This is a genomic window from Rhodococcus sp. AQ5-07 (assembly GCF_009707305.1).
Taxonomy (GTDB): Bacteria; Actinomycetota; Actinomycetes; order Mycobacteriales; family Mycobacteriaceae; genus Rhodococcus_F; species Rhodococcus_F erythropolis.
The window spans coordinates 1,191,768-1,209,775 of sequence record NZ_CP046099.1 but is presented as its reverse complement, the minus strand read 5'-3'; the positions used below and the strand labels follow the sequence as shown (position 1 = coordinate 1,209,775).

Genomic DNA, 18,008 nt, shown 5'->3' with positions numbered 1-18,008 from the left:
GTGACCGGTTTCGCCCCCGGGCCTCGGCCTCAACCCCGTCCGCCTACCAACTCACTTGTTACGCCATACTGAGAGCTCGGAGCAAAGTTGCACTCCTCCAGTCGATTCCACACCGCAATCCACTCAGCAGAGAGGGCCACCACATGAGTGCCGCACGCATCAGTCCCGGGGACACCGTTCAGAAGATCGTCGACGACGGTGTCGACACGAACCAGGACCGCTTCACCGCACGCGTCGTCGCCGTCGAGGGCAGTTACGCGAGCCTCGAGGACGGTCGATGGTTCGACGTGAACGGTGAAGCGCACGATATCGCCACGCCAGGCAAGTTTCACACCGATCTGCTGCGTAAAATGTTCTAGCACTTACGCGTACGCTTTCAGCGGCTCCCACCCTGCCAGGGGTCGGGAGCCGTTCTCGTTGGTGGATTCCATCCACACGAACGGCCGGGCAACATTTCGAATACCTCCGCTGCAGTGCCTTCCTTGAATACGGCACTTCCCAATCGCATATTCTCTCCCCATGAGTTCAACCGCCGCTGAGTCGGATTCCCCGCTGAAGACCTTCCGGTTCCAATGGAAGGACGGCCACCCGAGCACAGATCACAAGGGCACCGACGCCCGCGATGCACTCACTCGAAATGGATTCGGCCAGGGCGTAATCGTCGGTCTGGACTATTGGGAACCACTCGACACCTAGCCAGATTCCCAGACCACACCAGACCGCAAGTTCATCGCAACGAACGAGTCCGCACCCAACAGCGCCAGCGACATACAGAAGCACATTTCTACCCCCCACCCCGCAGGACGAAGCATGCTCCCGGTGTACAGCGGAAGACCCCCGCTCGGGCTTCGAACCGGCTCAATTCCGAAGCCCAGCTCGGACACCGAACCCGCGGTTGCACCGCTGTTTCAATATCTGCGAATGCACTCCCCCGCTCCGGACAAAGGTGGGTGTTGGCCACCTCGTCGCAGCCATGCCAGCTTGTGGCCGCGGTGAGCGCTCCCCACTGTCGCCGGAGAGGAGAGCCTAAGTCGCTGGACGTGAACCACATTCGGCACTCTCTCTGCGAACTCTATTGCCGCCCAACATGCGCATGCGCATCCCGGCTCAGACCGACACCGGCAGTGCGCCGCCCGCTCTAGAACCAGGCCTCCGCGCCTGCGCCTCCATCCAGTTACCCTCGATCGATGCACCCTCTCCCCCACCCTGGACAGTTGCCTCCCGGGCCGATGGCCTTACAGGTGGAACACCTCTGCATGGCGTTCGGCGCGAAAGTTGCTGTGAACGACCTTTCCCTCGCGGTGCCCTCAGGTTCGTTGTTCGGCCTGGTGGGCCCTAACGGTGCGGGAAAAACGACCACACTGTCGATGGCTGTCGGATTGCTTCGCCCGCACTACGGTCGCAGCCTGGTGTACGGCTACGACGTGTGGAACGACCCTGTCGAAGCGAAGAGTCTGCTCGGCGTTCTACCCGACGGTCTGGCGCTACCCGCCCAGTTCACCGGCCATGAACTACTCACCTATTTCGGGCGACTGCGCGGCATGCCAGAGGACGTCATCGCGTCACGACGCGACGAACTGTTGGCCGCGCTCGATCTCGCCGATGCAGGTGGAACGGTCATCGCCGACTATTCAGCGGGTATGACGAAGAAAATCGGGTTGGCCTCGGCCTTGTTGCACGGCCCTCGCTTACTGGTACTGGATGAGCCGTTCGAAGCTGTCGACCCCATTTCTTCGGCCGGAATTCGGAGCATTCTGCTCTCGTTCGTCCACTCAGGTGGCTCGGTCATTCTTTCCAGTCACGTGATGGCCCTTGTCGAACAACTGTGTACTCACATCGGAGTCATCGCAGACGGGCGCGTCGTGGCTTCAGGAACGGTCGACGAGGTGCGCGCAGGCAACACACTCGACGAGGCATTCGTTCGTCTTGTCGGCAGCCGCAGTCCCAATCCCGACGGACTGTCATGGATGCGCGCATGACCACCACCAGCTTTTCACCGACACACTGGAACACGTCGGACTCTGTGTGGCGCACGGTCCTTCGAATGCGCATGACCCTCTACAAACGTCAATTCACCGGCGGCAGAGCCGTCATCAAAGTCGTGGCAGCACTCTTCGGGGTTCTGGGGGCGGCTCTGCTGTGCCTGCAAGCCTCGGGGACGAGCGCGGGCTCTTCCGAACTCGTCAGCGGCACAACCAGTCTCGCACTGTCGGCTATCGGCGTGATGTGGATCTTGATGCCGATCATGTCTGGTCTGTCAGATGACAATCTTCACCCCAGACAGTTCCAACTACTCCCCCTGGAACCCGTCCGACTCGCCAGAGCACTGTTCTCGACGTCGCTGGTCGGTATGACCGTGCCGATTACCGCGTTGGCTGCAGCAGCGATTCCAATTTATGCCGCTACACACCACCCTGCCGCACTGCCATTGGCCATTATCGCTTGGCCCGCAACGGTCCTGCTCATTGTCGGCACCTCACGGGTCGCGATGCTGGCGATGTCGCAGCTCCTGCGGAGTCGTCGCAGCCGCGAACTGGGACTGTTGGTATTCGGCACGTTCTTCGGCGGATTGTATCTGCTGCAATTTCCGCTGCAGAGTCGCCTCGGCACGGTCGTGGACGGCGACGTCACGTGGCCGCTCACGGTCGCGCATTCGATACCGTTCGCGTGGGGAATCACCAGTGTCGACGCAGCAGCAGGAGGCGCCTGGCTCCTCGCCGCCGGAGCAGTCCTCGCCCTGGTGCTGGTCGATCTCGCACTGCTGTGGTCATGGCAACGCCTGGTCGTTCGCTACTTCAACGGGAAGGTCGCAGAATCAGCGGGCGCCACTTCCGTGCAATTGAAGAACCAGGGCCGCGACATTCGAACCGGTTGGCGCGCATCCCGACTGGGCACCGTCATCTCTCGCGAGCTTTCGCTCTGGCACGGAGACATGCGCCGACGAACACAACTGCTCTCCGTTGCCATCATGACCTTGGTCTCCGGCTTCGGACCGCTGATCTCGTCATCGATCCCCTTCTCCGCCGCATGGGGTGCCTGGTTCCTGATCTACCTGGCAATGGCAGCCGGATCGAATCTGTACGGATTCGACGGCGCATCGATCTGGCATCTGGTGATGATCCCCGAAGCCGCTGCCGCTGACGTCCGGGGCCGACAAATCGCGTGGGCAATCGTGATGACACCCTTCGTGGTCGTCGCAACAGCTGCTGTACGGATCTTCGGGGACCTCGGGACCGACCGACTGGCCGTGCCGATCGCCGTCGGCATTTCGATGATGGGAGTCGGTGCAGGATTGGTAGTGGCGATATCCGCCAAAGCGCCCTACCCGGTTCCGGAGATGAAGAAGACGTTCTCCTTCAACACCCGCGGGTCCTTCAACGGCTCGTCCTTCGGACTGATCATCCTCGCCATCGTCATCTTCGCCGCGACAACGGCGCCCGGCGTTCTACTCGGGGCGCTGCTACCGAACCCGGTCAACTATTTCGCCATCCCTGTCGCTGTTGCGATTGGTGCACTTGGTGCTTGGATCGGGGGCCGCGTCGCGATCACCCGTATGCAACGCGAGCCGGACCGGATCCTGGTCGCCGTCACGACAACATAGCCGCCAGGAACAACCCGTAGGGGCCACGTTGGCAGCAATTCCAAGCCGACCGGTACGGTTACAAAGCATGTTCACCGTTTGCCGCCGCGTCTCGATCGCCATCTCCTCTCTCGCCCTTCTGACCAGTTTTTCCATCATGGGTGCTCCTGCAACACAGGCACTTCCGGCGCTACCTACGGGTTCGTCGGCGACGGGATCGATCGAGACGCCTGCGGGTATCGACAGCGAGGTGACCTTCGAATCTCGCGGGATCACGTTTTACGGGAGCCTGAGGTCACCCTCGGGCGTCGAGCATGCTGATCTCGCTGTGCTGCTTCTGCCGGGAAGCGGTCCGACCGACCGCAACGGCAATCAGGAGAACGCGATGGTCTTCCCGAATACTCTCGCGCATGTGGCAGACGCACTTGCGGCACAGGGGATTCCGAGTCTTCGGTTCGACAAGTTCGGATCCGGGCGCACCGGCCTTGCAGGTACGTCGCCGGACGCTTTCGACTACGGCTTCGACATGCAAGTCGAAGACGCGCACAGTGCGCTCGACTTGCTCGGCGACCTGACCTCCACACCTGCCACGCGCACGGTCGTACTCGGGCACAGCGAAGGCGCCCTGACCGCGCTCGCCCTGCAACAGCGCACTGCACTGCCGCTCGCGGGACTCGGCCTGCTGCAACCTCTCTCGCAGCGATACCTTGATCTGCTCTCGCACCAGATAAGCGCCAGCCTCGACCGGACTGTGCAGGGAGGGCAACTCTCGGAGACCGACGCTGACGCCGCACGCGACAGTCTCGCTCGCACAGTGCAGTCCCTACGAGAGAGCGGCACCATCCCCGCCGACCAGGATCCGTTACTCGAAACTGTCGGATTCGTCCCCGCCAACGCCCGCTTCCTCTCCGAGGCCGACCGCTACGATCCAGCCGAGCTCGCCGCAGCCCTGTCGCCTTCCACGCCCGTCCTGATCACGTGCTCCGAGAAGGATCTCAACGTCAGCTGCGACCAGGTGCGCCGTTTGCACTCGGCAGCCTCACCCGAGGCGACTACCTTCCTGCAGCTGACGACCGCGAACCACGGACTCGGCGACATCGGTGTACTTGCACCCGGGCAATGGGACGCGATTGCGCCGGTGCCCCTCTCAGGCCAGTTCACGCAGGCACTGAGCGAGTGGATGACGTCGGTCGCGCAGCGCTAGCCGGTCAACGCCTTAGAACACCTCGTTCCGGTGGGCGGCACGTTGCGCACCTCTAGCGACCCGTGCGTTCGGACTGCCCCCTTGTGGCTCGGCGCCACTCGCCCCAGAGCCGCTATCGCAACGACCGAAGGCAACACGCCTCATCCTCGACCAAGGGCTCCAGTCTGTGCTGATCTAATCGGGGCATGATCACACGAGGCTTGGTCGATGCCGAGCACCACACGTTCCTCATCTCCGCGGCCGACACCGATCCCACGGAAACCTATTCCGAGGGGCAGGTGTTCGACGCAGGCAACAACCTGATCTCGGTTCACACCGGCATCGCCTACGGACCGGTGAACGTCATCCTCGAACAGCTCTCCGGCGACGACGACATGTTTCTCAACGGTGGCCCCGCGATCGACCTCGACGCCTGGGACAACGTCGAAGAGGTCCACGTGGTGTGCCGCCAACCGATGCTCTTCATCACCTTGTCGAACGAAATCGTCGAGGAGTTCGGGGAACTCACCTCCCCCATCGGCGCGCGTTGCTTCCGTATCGCCACGCGAGGACGTGCCGAGCACTGGGACATGGACGTCGACTCCGCCACCGAGGACTATCTCATCCAGACTTGGCCCGCTGGCAGCCCGTCGATGATCCGCGAGATCAAAGCCTCCGACGGTGTGTGGCGCGTCGAACACTGAACCGGCGCCTGCCGACCACCCTGTCTGGGACGCGCGTTTTGAAGGAGTGATGTGATGTTGGTCGAAAGCAAGCCCTGGCCGAGCATGCCATGGGGCGAGGTCATGGTGTGGGCGCCGCGGTTGGTCACGGGGCAGGAGATTCGTGTCATCGGAATTTCCTTCAGCTCGAAGGACGATTCCCTTCTGCTCAATGTGCTTCTGAAAGGCACACCCGGAATTCTGTACAGCGTTGCGTCGATGCCGTTGGCAGTGGTGTCGAAGGAATCGGACGGGCATCCGATCGTCTATGGCGTCGACGGGATGCTCCCCGACGGCGGTATCGAGGAAATCCCGCTCCTGCCGGGGCTTCCGGACGGGCCGATGACGTTGTATCGCGCTGGGCTGGTGTTGGGCGGCGACTTCCGCGTCCAAGCACAGACACACCGTGTGGTGGACGGGATCGTGTACTTCTCGCTGCAATGCCGCACCGAGAACGGGACGCTGGTGGACTACGACGTCGCCTCCGTTGCCGTCGATCTTATTCGCCGCCGTCCCGACGGCGCCCTCGACATCGACGTCGTCGACACCACCGACGCTCCCACCGCAAAATGTAGTACCTCCACTCAGCCGTGACAGTTGGCGTCGAGGGCCTGGTCGACGGTCTCGAACTCCAGCCAGTCTGGTCGCCCCGCCGTCACAGGGCAGTGCACCCCGCGGTGTGGCCCCAGCCCATGCCGGGCGTTGCGGGTGGGGCCGTCATAGTCTTCTGACGTGAACGCGATGATTCTTCCTGGTGCCGGACAGCGGGTCGCCCGCGCCGAGGTCGGGCACGCGGTGCAGTTCGAGACTGACGAGCGCGTTCGCTACTTTGTCGAGGAGAATCCCGTGCTCACCCGCCCCGACGACACCGAGATCGCCATCAGCCTTCCGGCACGTGCATCCGGGGTAGACATTGCGGCAGAACTGGTCGGCGCGACAATCGAACTCAGCACCTGCCCTGCAGACGGATCACTCGTCGTACTGTTCGACACTGGTGCCGTGCTGTCGGTGCCACCGTCGCCGGACTTCGAAAGCTGGAACGTCTCCGCACCCGGGAACGTGCTCGTCGTTTCGACACCTGGTGGCACGGTCGCAGCGTGGAACTGGCCAGACCGCGACTGAGGTGACCATCCGCGAGACCAGCATCACCGCCCGGGGTCACGCGCACGGCGACACGTCGGCCGCATGATTAGCCCGTGTCGAACCGTCCTGAACGCCAAGTATGAGGAGACTTCGCGATGACTTCCGATCCCCCGCAGGATTCTTCAGCCGAATCGCCAGATCACTATCCTCTGGTCCTCGAGGTAGCCGACGACTATGTTCACGGCCGAAGATCTCTGCACTCCTTGGTGACCTTCTACGAATCGATCGTCGACAAATACGAGGAAGAACAGCGCGACCGGCATGAAGTCCTACGCTGGGCGTGGCTGCAGATCGAAATCATGAATGCGCTACGGCACGACGATCCGAGCCGTGCACCGCAAGACGAGAAAAGGGTGCGCGAAACCATCGATGAGTTCGTGACCACATTCCGGTCGCTCTATTCCGCTTCAGCCGTCACCGATGATGCTGGCAATCAGCAAGTTTGATCGCTCGGTGAGGGTAGCGCTGACGACAGCGCCGCAACTCGGCGGCACATGCCATGATCATGCCCATGACTGGCATTCGGATCGCGTGGCTTGCGTTGGCAATCGCGGTGGGGGTATTGGGATCTGCGAGCGCTCAGTGGCCGGTGTACGAAATCACCAGTTGCGAAATCGGTTTCGATTCGTTGAGTTCGGTGGTATGCCTCGGCACTGTTCACGAGTACTTCGGTCGCCAACTGTTCCTGGTGTTGGCTATTCCCGTGGCGCTGTGCATCGTTCCGGCGGTGATCCCGCGGCCTGTGGTGTCTTGGCTCGTTGCCGGTGCGATGCTCTCCACTGCGGTGTGGGGCTTCGCCGTCGCGTTCAGCTCCACAACCCCGTCTCTGATAGCGATGGTGGGGAGTGTTCCGGCGGCCTTGCTTGCGTTGGTTCTCGCCGCGACGCATCAGGTGATTGCCCTGAGGGACAGGGCTGCCGCGGGGACTACGCTCCGAGCCCGACGTTAGTCCAGATGTCGAGGTAGGTGGAATAGTCGACGAGGTACGGGGCCTCGTCTGACGACCACACCACCCCTCGGACGGCGTCCCCGTCGACGTACAGACGTGGGCATCCGCCTCAGCTGGCTTCACGGGCGATCGTCACGTCCTCCGACGATGCTGGACAGAAAGAGCGCAATGCTTCGAATTCTCCAGCGCTCCACGGTATCAGCTGTACCAACCCGGACGGCGATCGCAGACGGAAGCCTCACGGACCGCCGTCCCAGTTGGCGAGTCTATGTCCTGCACACCAGGTGCCGCTATGGTCAGAAACATGCGCCTGCCTGCCATCGTTGCCTTACTGCTTCCCATCGTCGTACTCACCGCGTGTTCGGCGTCGACACCCGGCGATGCCGACCAAGCACCCCCGCCTGCCATCGAAGCCGACGCAGCGGCGTCTCAAGCCGAGCCGACCATTGGACCTGAGCCGTGGGTGGGGCCGAGCGACGGCTCATGGGACTATGGCGATGTCGGCTACGGAAACACCTGGGAAGGCAGGCTTTCCGACTATCGAGTGACCACTGTCGGCCTGCCGGAGTTCGGTCCGCTCATTGACGCGAAAGTCGAGGCCACCGGCACATTTCACGTCGAACGTCACCAGGATCGCGGGTACTACGACTCGATCCTTGATGACCTTCGTTTCGGCTTCACCCCCGGCAATGTCCACGGGGAGAAGCACGACGAAAGCTACGGGCTGAAGACCCGCACGACGTGTGCGCAACCTCGTATCGCGGTCGGAGACACGACTGAATGCCGGGTGACGTTCGCTGCTCCAACGGAAGAAATGGAGGACTTCAGGTGGTGGCTGAACGGCTCCAGCATCGCCGCGTGGCCGGGCCAAACCACCGACTAGCCTCGGGCTTTCACGCTAGTTCCACGCAACGCGTGGCACCAACAGGGCATTGTTCCCCATTCGCTGGGTTACTGAGACTTGCCACAGCTGAATGGATCTCAGACCGAGATGCACCATTCCGGTGAGCGAGTTTCCTTCCTCTTGCACTCTCCGTCGACGGTACCGGCAACGCTCGCATGTGCCACGACGGAGCCATTGCTCTGGCCTACACCAGCGAGATCCATCGTGTATGCCGCAGCACCCCACCCGCTTTCGTCACGATGTAGATGCCGCCCAGCACGATCCGGGGTCGATTCTGATTGACCTCCCGCTCCCCCTCGGGCCTAGCGGCGGATGCCTCGCAGGCATTGGCATCCGGCACGAAGCACTCGCGGTCTTCGGCCCCGGTCGTTCGGTCAACTCGCCCGGCAAGCGAAAATCGTCCAGCTCTCGGGTATGGAGGATTGGCAGATTCGCGTGAGGAACTATCGAGGTTTGATCGCATCGGGGACGACGACCTCACCTGTCGATCGGTCATCGGGACCGATGATCCACCCCATCCGTTTGGCTGTGCGCAGATTGATCACGCTCTCCGTAATGCTGAGCGATGGGAGCATCTCGCTGATCACGCGTTCGATACGCAGCAAGTCTGCCTGCGAGCGCACCGAAGCACTGAACATGAGGTTTGCATCTCCAGTAGTGGTGAGCAGTATTCGAAGTTCGGGCAATGTCTTGATCGCGGCAACTGTGCGGTCGTACTCGGACGCAGGAACACGCCCGAACCAGTGGCACATGATCGGACGGGACGTCAGCTTCTGCGCCACTTCGCATCTGAAGCGCAGGACGCCAGAGGCCATGAGGTTGGTGAGCTGTCGGCGCACAGTCGCTGGATTGCGGCCCGTTCTGCGTGCAAGTTCGGCGGCTGTCGCGCGGCCGTCTTCCATCAGCGCTTCGATCAGCGGCCAACTCCCTTGGGCAGGTAGACGAACGGTCAGAGGATGGGTGTGAACGCCGAATCGTTCGAGCGCAGCAACCTGCGTCTTGTTCAACGCGTCCAGACGCCAATCGCCTGCTCCGTGGTGAAAGTGCGTCATGAGCCGACATCGTTGGTTTCTCACGTCCGGACTGTTCACCAGTTCGTCGAGCACGTAGGACGAGAGCTCGTCCAGGCTTCGTGTCATCACGGTGAGCATCAAGTCACGCCCGCGCGAGGCTTGTTCGATGGACACGACACGGGGGTCGCGCTTGAGCTGATCGATTGCGCGCGTCTGTGCGCCGGGTTGGCAGTCGACTTCGACGATTGCTGTGGAGAAGTCCGGATTGACGGCGGACGGATGCGCGGCCACCCAGGCAAGGCCCTCATCACGTAATCGCTGCCATCGCCGAGTGAGAGTGTTCGGTGTCGCGCCAAGGATGGGGGCCGCTTCGGCCCACGGAATGCGTGGCGCGATCTGTAAGGCGTTAATGAGCGCAATGTCGTCCTCGTCGAGGGCTATGTTCACGAATCTTTCCTTCAGTGGCGTATTTGTGCACGTTTCACATCGATTATCCAATCTATGTGTCTCACATCTCACACTATGCGAGCCACTCAGCTCAAGAAGGGACACCATGATGGATATCCGTGCGGATGCGTATGCGCTCGCCGATGATCTCGTCGACCTCCGCCGCCGAATACACGCCGAACCCGAGATCGGATTGCAACTCCCCCGGACCCAGGAGAAGGTCCTCGCGTCGCTCGCCGGTCTCCCCCTGGAGATCACCCTCGGAGAGAACACGACATCCGTCGTCGCCGTCCTGCGCGGAAATGCGGCCGACCGGGCGCCAATTGGTTCGTCGCCGGTGGTGCTGTTGCGGGGGGACATGGACGCCCTGCCTATTCAGGAACAGACCGGGCTCGATTTCGCATCGACATTCGATGGAGTCATGCATGCGTGTGGGCACGATCTGCACACGGCCATGTTGGTGGGTTCAGCGCACGTACTCGCCCAGCATCGTGATCAGCTCAGCGGCGACGTCGTTTTCATGTTCCAGCCTGGTGAGGAGTGCGCCGACGGTGCTCGCATCATGATCGAGGAAGGTGTTCTCGACGCGGCCGGTCGCCGCGCGGACGCAGCGTTCGCGCTGCACGTCTTCTCCGGGCGGATACCGAATGGAGGCTTCGTCACCAAACCCGGGACTGTACTGTCTGCAGCCGACATTCTGAAGGTGCAGGTACACGGTCTGGGCGGTCATGGGTCCTCGCCCTATCTTGCCAAGGACCCGATCGTCGCGAGCGCGGAAATGATTCTCGCCCTTCAAACAATGGTCACGCGCACCTTCGACCCGTTCGACCCTGTCGTGATCAGCGTCGGCCACGTTGAAGCCGGATCTGCACACAATGTCATCCCAGATACCGCGACTTTCACCGCCACGATCCGTTCGTACTCTCCTGACAGTCGCACTCGGTTGATGGCCCAGATCCCTCGCCTTCTCAGGGGCATCGCCTCCGCCCACGGACTGGACGTGGATGTCGACTACACACCGTTGTGCCCCCTCACGGTCAACGACGTCGACGAAACCGCGTTCACGATGCAGACGATCGGAGAACTGTTCGGCGACGACCGAGCCATCCCGATGCCTCATCCGATAGGCGCATCCGAAGACTTCTCTCGGATCCTCGATCTGACTCCTGGGGCTTTCATCGGCTTGGGTGCAGTCCCGCGCGGGCTCGACCCAGAACGAGCACCCGACAATCATTGCGCCCAAGCCGAATTCGACGACGGAGTGCTCGCCGACGGCGCCGCACTGCTGTCCGATCTCGCCGCTCGTCGACTTGCGGACTTGAGTAGTGCCCATCAACTCACGGCAGTAGCGGCACCATCATGACCAGATCAAGCAAACGCGCCCCGGCATCTACGCCCGACACAACGGGTGCCTCGTCGGCGCCTTCGCAACGGACGAACCTGCTGGGAACCGCGATGGGCAACGCGCTCGAATGGTTCGACTGGTGCATATTCGCGGTATTCGCACCCTTCTTCGCTACGCAGTTCTTCGACAAGAACGATCGCGCGTCGGCATTCTTGTCGACCCTCGCGGTCTTCGCGGTCGGATTTGCTGCGCGACCCATCGGCAGCATTCTCTTCGGGTGGATCTCGGACCGCACAGGGCGCAAGAACGCCATGGCTGCCACTGTCGCGACCTCCGCCTTCGGCGGGATGTTGATCGCGGTGTCTCCGAACTACGCATCGATCGGCGTGGGCGCCTCTTTGATTCTGGTGGTCGCCCGATTGATTCAGGGCCTCGGGCACGGTGGTGAGGTGCCGTCGGCGCAGACCTACTTGTCGGAAATCGCCCCACGCGAACGCCGAGGATTTTGGTCGAGCTTGATCTATGCATCGGGAATGTTCGGCAATATGCTCGGAATTCTTTTAGGGGTCGCACTCACTGCTGCTCTGACGTCTTCACAGATGTCGGAGTTCGGGTGGCGCATTCCGTTCGCGGTCGGCGGGATACTCGGCATTCTCGCGCTGGTCATGCGATACCGCATGAAGGAATCAGACGTGTTCGAGTCCAAGCCGAGTCGGGTGAAGCCACGTGTCTGGCCCGAGTTGATGAAACACCGGAAGCAGGTGCTTCAGATCATCGGCATGACAGCGGGAATGACTGTCGCCGTGTACACCTGGGCAATATCTGCCCCCGGGTACTCGATAGCTGTCCTGGGTACAGATCCGAACGCGGCCTTGTGGGCCGGAGTAGTAGCAACCGTCGTGCTGATAGTCGCGCTACCCTTCTGGGGCAAACTCTCGGACAAGATCGGGCGCAAGCCTGTCCTACTGATCAGCACGATCGGATCGGCCGCGGCCTTGTATCCGGCATCCTCGATCATGCAGGGAGAAGCCTGGCAACTCGCCGTCGCCATGGGGATGGTGGTATTCCTCCTCGCGGCGGCCCTGTCGATCATCCCAGCAGCCACCGCCGAAATGTTCCCCACCGGCATCCGGACCATTGGAGTAGGCCTACCGATGGCCTTCACAACTGCGATCTTCGGCGGCACTGCGCCGTACCTTCAGACGTGGATGTCGATCCACCTCGACTCCAGCATCTATACCGGATACGTAGTGATCTTCCTGGTTATCAGCGCCATCACCTGTGCGACGTTGCCCGAGACGAATCAGAAGAATCTCCACGACCTTGGATGACCTCGACACCACACTTCATGCACCACAGCTTGGTTCAACCCATTGTGCGACGCGGTCTCCAACCCAGTCCTCGACGCCACAGCTGCTTTATCAGCACGAAAGAAGTTTTCATGAGAATCGCATTGGTACAGGTAGCGAGTCCCGACTCCGAAAGTCCCGCGCACAGACTCGAACGAGTGCGCTCGCTGCTCGACGAGCACATAACCGACGACGTGGACTTGATCGTCCTTCCTGAACTTTGGCGTGTCGGATACAACCATTTCGATGACTACACCAGCGCCGCAGAATATCTCGACGGGCCAACAGTGCAATCTATGCGCACTCTTGCCGTGGCAAAAGCATGTTACGTACACGTCGGAACTCTCGTCGAGCATCTCGACACCGACAGACTCCGAAACACCGCGGTCCTCATCGCACCGAACGGCAGGGTGATCCACCATTACAGCAAAATCCACGTCTTCGGATACAACTCCAGCGAAGCCCAACTTCTCGAACCCGGAACTCAGATACACACCTCGCCAACATCATTTGGAGAAGTCGCCGCCACGACTTGCTACGATCTGCGGTTTACTGGACTTTGGACTGAATTGGTCGATGCCGGTGCCGAATTGGTCATCGTCCCAGCCGCCTGGCCCACTTCACGACTCGAACACTGGCGACTACTGACGACAGCACGCGCAGTCGACAATCAAGTCTTCGTCATCGCCTGCAACGCATCAGGGACCCACGGCGGTATCGAACTTGCAGGGCACAGCAGAATCGTCGACCCCTGGGGCGGTGTGGTCATCGAAGCTACTGCATCCGAAGGCATCACGATCGCCGACATCGATCCGTCCGCCGTCGGGCTCACCCGGAAAGAGTTTCCAGTGCTCTCCGACCGTCGCGGCGACTACAGCCACCTCCACAGCAGAAAGGTCGACTCGTGACCGAAACCAAAACTGTCCGCGCCCTTCGCTTTCGCGTCCTCGGAACAGAAAACACACTCCAGTTCGAAAACTTCACGACAATTGTGGCCGGATACACCGGTCGCGACGAAGCCGCAGTGCGGCACCACATCGACGAGCTCGCGGCTATCGGAGTGGCTCCCCCAGCGCAGGTCCCGATGCTGTACACGATGAATTCCGACACCACAAGCGTCGCGGAGAACGTAGAAATCGACGGCCACAACACGTCCGGTGAAGTGGAACCCGTCATTCTGCGCCACAGCGGAAAGTACTTTCTGGGTGTCGGCTCCGATCACACCGATCGCGATCTCGAAACCATCGACATCGCAGACTCCAAACGCGCCTGCCCGAAGCCGCTCTGCTCCAACGTCATCGAAATTCCCGACTGGGAGAGTTTCGAATGGGACAGCTGCACGATGCGAAGCTGGGTCGACGGCAAGCTCTACCAAGAAGGCACTCTGGCCAACCTCCGCACCCCGACCGACCTGCTCGGCATCCTCGCAGAACGCCACAGCGACGATGGCAACGACCTGATCTGCTTCGCGGGCACGTTGCCACTCCTCGACGGGGAATTCACACCTGGACATCGCTGGGCCCTCGAATTGACAATTCCCGACGGCCGCACCCTCAGCCACACATACACAACCTCTGAAGGACACTGACATGCGTACTGGAGCTGACTATCTCGCATCTCTCGACGACGGCCGAGTTGTACTCGTCGACGGACAACGCATCGACGACGTCACCACCCACCCTGCATTCGCACCCGTGGCCCACACGATCGCAGAACTCTTCGACATCGCCGCAGATCCGGCCAACGGCATGCAGTACATCTCGCCGGAAACCCGCGCTACCGCCAATCGAACATTTGGAATTCCTCGCAACGCAGAGGAACTGCGGCTACGCCGCGAAGCCATCCAGACATGGGCACGACACACTCACGGCTGGGTCGGCCGCAGTCCCGACCATGTGGGTACCTTCGTGGCATCGTTCGCCGCGCACCCCGAGATATTCGCCGATGGCGATCGCGACTTCTCAGCGAACGTCACAGCCTTCCACCAACGCGTGCTCTCAGAAAACCTGTACGTGTCGTACGCGATCATTCCCCCGCAGGTCTCCCGCGCCACCACCGCATCCGGATGGGAAGGCGAATACCTTCAGGTCGGGGTAGTCCGAGAAACCGACGACGGTCTCATCGTCCGAGGCTCACAAATGCTCGCGACCGGCGCAGCCATCGCTGACGAAATCTTGGTCTCCTGCATCAAGCCCCTGGGCCCCGACGATGAGGATTTCGCCATCAGTTTCGTGGTCCCTGCCGCCGCTCCCGGCCTCAAACTGTACTGCCGCCGACCCTACGCAACTTCTGCGACAAGCACTTTCGACTACCCGCTCACCAGTCGATACGATGAACCAGATGCATTGGTCGTCTTCGACGACGTCCTGATCCCGTGGGACCGGGTGTTCGTCAACCGGAACACAGTCGGTGTGCGCAGACAATTCTTCGACACCGGCGCACATATTCTGGGCAACTGGCAGGCCCAGATCCGCTTCGCCACCAAACTTCAGTTCATCGCAGGTGTCGCTCGACGAGTCACCCAGGTCAACGGGGTGGACAAGATCCCCAGCGTTCAGGAGAAGCTCGGCGAGCTGGCCGCACTGGTAGCAGGAGTGGAATCCGCAGTACTCGCCGCCGAGTACACGGCGGCGCCCGACGACGCCGGTCAGTGGCTTCCTGGTAGACGGGCACTCTACGGCTCCATGGGGATGCAATCGGAGATCTACCCGCGAGTTCTGGCAATCGTCCGCGATCTCGTGGGAGGTGGTGTGCTTCAACTGCCATCGAGCATTCACGATCTGACCAGCGACGTGACTGCACACGATATCGCTCACTACGTACAGTCACCTGGGGTTTCATCAGAGGACCGCATCAAACTGTTCAAACTAGCGTGGGACATCATCGGATCCGAGTTCGCCGGAAGACACCAACAGTACGAAATGTTCTACGCAGGGGCTCCTTTCGTCGTCAAGGGCGTGTACGCGTACAGGAACTACGGATACGAGGAACCCCTCCACGACGTCGAACAGTTCTTGAGCACCTACAAGATCGAAACGGCCTGAAAGGCAACAACATGGCAAAGCCCGAGTACGAGTTCTTCCCGGTCACCGACGTCGACTTCACGATCTGCCCCGGCGGCGATCCGAAAATCACCGAACGAATCCTCGCTCACGACCCGGAGGGGAACGTCGCCACGCGAATCCTGCGATACGAACCAGGCGCTGATTCCAGCCCGATGGGGGTCCAGAAACACGACTTCTGGGAGGAGGTCTACATCCTGGAAGGATCGTTCACAGATCTCTCCCTGAACCAAACCTTCACCGCAGGGATGTACGCCTGCCGCCCACCGGGAATGCCCCACGGCCCGTGGCGAACAGACGAAGGTGTGGTCACCTTCGAAGCGCGATATCGCAGTAACTAGGCCACCGCATGACTCTTCCGGAATTTCAGATTGCCTCCGCCCTCGACATGCGGCGCAGCATGGGGCGCTTCACCACAGGAGTCGCGGTCGTGACCAGCGGGGAAGGAGATGCAGCGTGCGGCATGACGATCAGCTCGCTGACCTCGATCAGCCTCGACCCCGCCATCTTGATGGTCTCGCTCACCCAAGGCTCGCGAACCACCGACATGGTCGACAAAACCGGCCGCTTCGCCGTGTCCATTCTCGGTTCACGACAGGAAGCTGTTGCCCGCCGATTCGCAACTCGCGGTGGAGAACGGTTCGCGGGACTCGACTGCGAGTACGGGCATTTCAACCTACCCATGATCAAAGACGCTCTGGTGCAGGCTGAATGCGACGTCCACAGCGCACATAACGTGGGTGACCACAGGGTCGTCTACGGGAACGTTCAGAACCTTCGATCACGGGAAGGCTCCAGCCTCGTTTTCTATTCCGGCAAGTTCGGAGATTTCCACGACTTCGGGCACCACGAAATGCCCTGGACATACTGAACCGCCGTGCATCGCACACGAAGACGCCAGGCTTGTCGTACTGGCTGACTCTTCCTGCTCAATCTTTCGGCAGAGGCCAGATCCCCCGCGGCGCCTTGTCCGAGTGTCCCGGCACGGACGGGGCGCCGCCCGCCATTAGCGGTAGCGGCGGGCGGACGGTCTCGAATGACATGACGCAGAGACGTTCAGAACTCATCCCAGACGGAGGTCGGCACATACCACTCCGTGCACAGCGCAGCGCGCGGAGATGAATCGGTCGGCGAATCACTCTGGAGATCAACTCATCAGGCGCACTGACGCCTCTCAGTGTGCGCCTTCGCCGAGACCTGACCAACTCTCGACGTGGTCACCGGGACGCCGCATCCGTACGCATGAGACCGACGATCCGCGCGGCGATCATGGCAAGGGATCCAGCCACAACAGCCAGTGCCGAGTACACCGCGATCGATAGACCCCACGCGGGCCCTCGGACCGCGTAAACACCGGAGTCGACGTCGCGGCCACGGCACTCATGCCCGACGGGCCACCACATGGCCACATCGTCGACGGTTCCGCTGGCGCGTTCCCAGTCCGGTGCGCGGTAGCCGAATTGCGCGGGGAACATCTCGCGGCACCCACCGGCATTCGACCACTGGTAGTCCGCCGCCCACAGCACACAGAACGCAAAAAGACTTCCGCACAACACAAGTGCCACACTGGTCCGGATGACTCGATCAGTCGACCAGCCTGCGAGAACCATCAAGATCAGCACAACGATGGATTCTTTGTGGCGAACTCCACCGGGCCGTCGCCGCCTGAACATTTCGCCGACACCGCGAGCAGTTGTCGGGCACCGGTTCCAACGTGCCGCCCTGTCGATTTCTGTGCCACGCGTACTCTCCCATTCGGACCGGTCACTGGAAAAGACGTTTGATTCCGTTCCATGCGCCTGGTAGTTCGCTGTCCACCCATCCTGCCAGCTTTCGGACTGCAGTGAAGACCATGCGTCTGGTGATGCGTGCACGACTTCCGGACTCGGGTTGATGCGGGAATCCGTTGTGGCACTTCCACCATGACAATCGGGAGGATAGATAGACTCGTAGCCTCCGCAGATCGCGAACTGTTTCGTCGAAAGGGTATGCAATGGCGATGTTTTGGTTGGAATCCGACGACTTCGGAGCTCGATGGGGCGACGTATCCGATAGCGCAGCAGAGAAGATACTCGAGAAGGCCACCACGCTGATCGGAGCTCCGCACGCTGTAACCACGGCATGGACTCAGCCCGGCAAAGGCCAATTCCTGATCGCCCGGGATCAGGTGCACACCTTCTGGAACGGCGCGGCGGAGGAACAAGTCGACGAGATAGCGGACATGGCAACCGAACTACTGGGAGAGCCAGACACTGTGGCGTGAGCGGCTTTATGCGCCGGTGCCGATACCGGTAGAAGACGAGACGCAGAG

At 61.3% G+C, this 18,008-nt stretch carries 21 protein-coding genes; 19 read left to right on the top strand and 2 right to left on the bottom strand.

Annotated elements, in window-relative coordinates:
• Positions 1–143: 143 nt before the first annotated feature.
• The 11 genes from GJB56_RS05740 (at position 144) to GJB56_RS05690 (ending at position 8,460) form a co-directional block, all read left to right on the top strand.
• Positions 144–359 (top strand): hypothetical protein, encoded by a 216-nt coding sequence (locus GJB56_RS05740; protein WP_113684458.1) that lies wholly within the window; start codon positions 144–146, stop codon positions 357–359.
• 160 nt (positions 360–519) lie between these two features.
• On the top strand, positions 520–696 hold the full coding sequence (locus GJB56_RS05735) for a hypothetical protein (RefSeq protein ID WP_154606647.1): 177 nt from the start codon (positions 520–522) through the stop codon (positions 694–696).
• A gap of 491 nt (positions 697–1,187) precedes the next feature.
• Entirely contained in the window at positions 1,188–1,979 is a 792-nt protein-coding gene (locus tag GJB56_RS05730; RefSeq protein ID WP_154606646.1) for an ABC transporter ATP-binding protein, read from the top strand.
• Positions 1,976–3,601 (top strand): ABC transporter permease, encoded by a 1,626-nt coding sequence (locus GJB56_RS05725; RefSeq protein WP_154606645.1) that lies wholly within the window; start codon positions 1,976–1,978, stop codon positions 3,599–3,601. The genes GJB56_RS05730 and GJB56_RS05725 overlap by 4 nt, the downstream gene beginning before the upstream one ends.
• A gap of 67 nt (positions 3,602–3,668) precedes the next feature.
• Positions 3,669–4,784 (top strand): alpha/beta hydrolase, encoded by a 1,116-nt coding sequence (locus tag GJB56_RS05720; protein WP_083291642.1) that lies wholly within the window; start codon positions 3,669–3,671, stop codon positions 4,782–4,784.
• A gap of 185 nt (positions 4,785–4,969) precedes the next feature.
• Entirely contained in the window at positions 4,970–5,467 is a 498-nt protein-coding gene (locus tag GJB56_RS05715; protein ID WP_113682909.1) for a hypothetical protein, read from the top strand.
• 54 nt (positions 5,468–5,521) lie between these two features.
• Positions 5,522–6,079: a hypothetical protein gene (locus GJB56_RS05710; RefSeq protein WP_019748130.1), complete on the top strand. Its 558-nt coding sequence runs from the start codon at positions 5,522–5,524 to the stop codon at positions 6,077–6,079.
• Between the two features lie 147 nt (positions 6,080–6,226).
• Positions 6,227–6,607 carry a DUF6188 family protein gene (locus tag GJB56_RS05705; RefSeq protein ID WP_230091206.1) on the top strand — a complete coding sequence of 127 codons (381 nt, stop codon included), beginning with the start codon at positions 6,227–6,229 and terminating at the stop codon, positions 6,605–6,607.
• Positions 6,608–6,723: 116 nt separating this feature from the next.
• A complete protein-coding gene (locus tag GJB56_RS05700) occupies positions 6,724–7,074 on the top strand; it encodes a hypothetical protein (protein ID WP_019748128.1) in 351 nt (116 codons plus the stop codon).
• Between the two features lie 65 nt (positions 7,075–7,139).
• Positions 7,140–7,577, top strand: coding sequence for a hypothetical protein (locus tag GJB56_RS05695; RefSeq protein WP_037134388.1), 438 nt, complete (start codon positions 7,140–7,142; stop codon positions 7,575–7,577).
• A 292-nt stretch (positions 7,578–7,869) separates the two neighbouring features.
• On the top strand, positions 7,870–8,460 hold the full coding sequence (locus tag GJB56_RS05690) for a hypothetical protein (RefSeq protein WP_113682910.1): 591 nt from the start codon (positions 7,870–7,872) through the stop codon (positions 8,458–8,460).
• A gap of 464 nt (positions 8,461–8,924) precedes the next feature.
• Here GJB56_RS05690 and GJB56_RS05685 read toward each other — a convergent pair whose 3' ends face one another.
• Entirely contained in the window at positions 8,925–9,941 is a 1,017-nt protein-coding gene (locus tag GJB56_RS05685; protein WP_113682911.1) for an Lrp/AsnC family transcriptional regulator, read from the bottom strand.
• Positions 9,942–10,050: 109 nt separating this feature from the next.
• On the opposite strand from GJB56_RS05685, the gene GJB56_RS05680 reads away from it, so the two are divergent.
• The 7 genes from GJB56_RS05680 to GJB56_RS05650 all read left to right on the top strand — a co-directional run bounded on the left by GJB56_RS05680 (position 10,051) and on the right by GJB56_RS05650 (position 16,568).
• Positions 10,051–11,304, top strand: coding sequence for a M20 metallopeptidase family protein (locus GJB56_RS05680; RefSeq protein WP_037137175.1), 1,254 nt, complete (start codon positions 10,051–10,053; stop codon positions 11,302–11,304).
• Positions 11,301–12,617, top strand: a complete 1,317-nt coding sequence (locus GJB56_RS05675; protein WP_230091141.1) for an MFS transporter — start codon at positions 11,301–11,303, stop codon at positions 12,615–12,617. The genes GJB56_RS05680 and GJB56_RS05675 overlap by 4 nt, the downstream gene beginning before the upstream one ends.
• Positions 12,618–12,727: 110 nt before the next feature.
• Positions 12,728–13,543 carry a carbon-nitrogen family hydrolase gene (locus GJB56_RS05670; RefSeq protein ID WP_029538028.1) on the top strand — a complete coding sequence of 272 codons (816 nt, stop codon included), beginning with the start codon at positions 12,728–12,730 and terminating at the stop codon, positions 13,541–13,543.
• Complete coding sequence (locus GJB56_RS05665) at positions 13,540–14,223, top strand: DUF2848 family protein (RefSeq protein ID WP_113682913.1); 684 nt, start codon at positions 13,540–13,542, stop codon at positions 14,221–14,223. The genes GJB56_RS05670 and GJB56_RS05665 overlap by 4 nt, the downstream gene beginning before the upstream one ends.
• 1 nt (position 14,224) lies before the next feature.
• Entirely contained in the window at positions 14,225–15,679 is a 1,455-nt protein-coding gene (locus tag GJB56_RS05660; RefSeq protein WP_070161828.1) for a 4-hydroxyphenylacetate 3-hydroxylase family protein, read from the top strand.
• An 11-nt stretch (positions 15,680–15,690) separates the two neighbouring features.
• Positions 15,691–16,038, top strand: coding sequence for a cupin domain-containing protein (locus GJB56_RS05655; RefSeq protein WP_019748119.1), 348 nt, complete (start codon positions 15,691–15,693; stop codon positions 16,036–16,038).
• Positions 16,039–16,046: 8 nt separating this feature from the next.
• Positions 16,047–16,568, top strand: a complete 522-nt coding sequence (locus GJB56_RS05650; protein ID WP_021333555.1) for a flavin reductase family protein — start codon at positions 16,047–16,049, stop codon at positions 16,566–16,568.
• Between the two features lie 346 nt (positions 16,569–16,914).
• Here GJB56_RS05650 and GJB56_RS05645 read toward each other — a convergent pair whose 3' ends face one another.
• Positions 16,915–17,319: a hypothetical protein gene (locus GJB56_RS05645; RefSeq protein ID WP_020723646.1), complete on the bottom strand. Its 405-nt coding sequence runs from the start codon at positions 17,317–17,319 to the stop codon at positions 16,915–16,917.
• A gap of 371 nt (positions 17,320–17,690) precedes the next feature.
• Between GJB56_RS05645 and GJB56_RS05640 the strand changes: the two genes are divergently transcribed.
• Positions 17,691–17,960 (top strand): hypothetical protein, encoded by a 270-nt coding sequence (locus GJB56_RS05640; RefSeq protein ID WP_021333554.1) that lies wholly within the window; start codon positions 17,691–17,693, stop codon positions 17,958–17,960.
• Positions 17,961–18,008: the final 48 nt, after the last annotated feature.

Coding starts and splice junctions, on each gene's coding strand:
- GJB56_RS05740 (WP_113684458.1), top strand. CDS start 144: ATGAGTGCCGCACGCATCAGTCCCGGGGACACCGTTCAGAAGATCGTC.
- GJB56_RS05735 (WP_154606647.1), top strand. CDS start 520: ATGAGTTCAACCGCCGCTGAGTCGGATTCCCCGCTGAAGACCTTCCGG.
- GJB56_RS05730 (WP_154606646.1), top strand. CDS start 1,188: ATGCACCCTCTCCCCCACCCTGGACAGTTGCCTCCCGGGCCGATGGCC.
- GJB56_RS05725 (WP_154606645.1), top strand. CDS start 1,976: ATGACCACCACCAGCTTTTCACCGACACACTGGAACACGTCGGACTCT.
- GJB56_RS05720 (WP_083291642.1), top strand. CDS start 3,669: ATGTTCACCGTTTGCCGCCGCGTCTCGATCGCCATCTCCTCTCTCGCC.
- GJB56_RS05715 (WP_113682909.1), top strand. CDS start 4,970: ATGATCACACGAGGCTTGGTCGATGCCGAGCACCACACGTTCCTCATC.
- GJB56_RS05710 (WP_019748130.1), top strand. CDS start 5,522: ATGTTGGTCGAAAGCAAGCCCTGGCCGAGCATGCCATGGGGCGAGGTC.
- GJB56_RS05705 (WP_230091206.1), top strand. CDS start 6,227: ATGATTCTTCCTGGTGCCGGACAGCGGGTCGCCCGCGCCGAGGTCGGG.
- GJB56_RS05700 (WP_019748128.1), top strand. CDS start 6,724: ATGACTTCCGATCCCCCGCAGGATTCTTCAGCCGAATCGCCAGATCAC.
- GJB56_RS05695 (WP_037134388.1), top strand. CDS start 7,140: ATGACTGGCATTCGGATCGCGTGGCTTGCGTTGGCAATCGCGGTGGGG.
- GJB56_RS05690 (WP_113682910.1), top strand. CDS start 7,870: ATGGTCAGAAACATGCGCCTGCCTGCCATCGTTGCCTTACTGCTTCCC.
- GJB56_RS05680 (WP_037137175.1), top strand. CDS start 10,051: ATGGATATCCGTGCGGATGCGTATGCGCTCGCCGATGATCTCGTCGAC.
- GJB56_RS05675 (WP_230091141.1), top strand. CDS start 11,301: ATGACCAGATCAAGCAAACGCGCCCCGGCATCTACGCCCGACACAACG.
- GJB56_RS05670 (WP_029538028.1), top strand. CDS start 12,728: ATGAGAATCGCATTGGTACAGGTAGCGAGTCCCGACTCCGAAAGTCCC.
- GJB56_RS05660 (WP_070161828.1), top strand. CDS start 14,225: ATGCGTACTGGAGCTGACTATCTCGCATCTCTCGACGACGGCCGAGTT.
- GJB56_RS05655 (WP_019748119.1), top strand. CDS start 15,691: ATGGCAAAGCCCGAGTACGAGTTCTTCCCGGTCACCGACGTCGACTTC.
- GJB56_RS05650 (WP_021333555.1), top strand. CDS start 16,047: ATGACTCTTCCGGAATTTCAGATTGCCTCCGCCCTCGACATGCGGCGC.
- GJB56_RS05640 (WP_021333554.1), top strand. CDS start 17,691: ATGGCGATGTTTTGGTTGGAATCCGACGACTTCGGAGCTCGATGGGGC.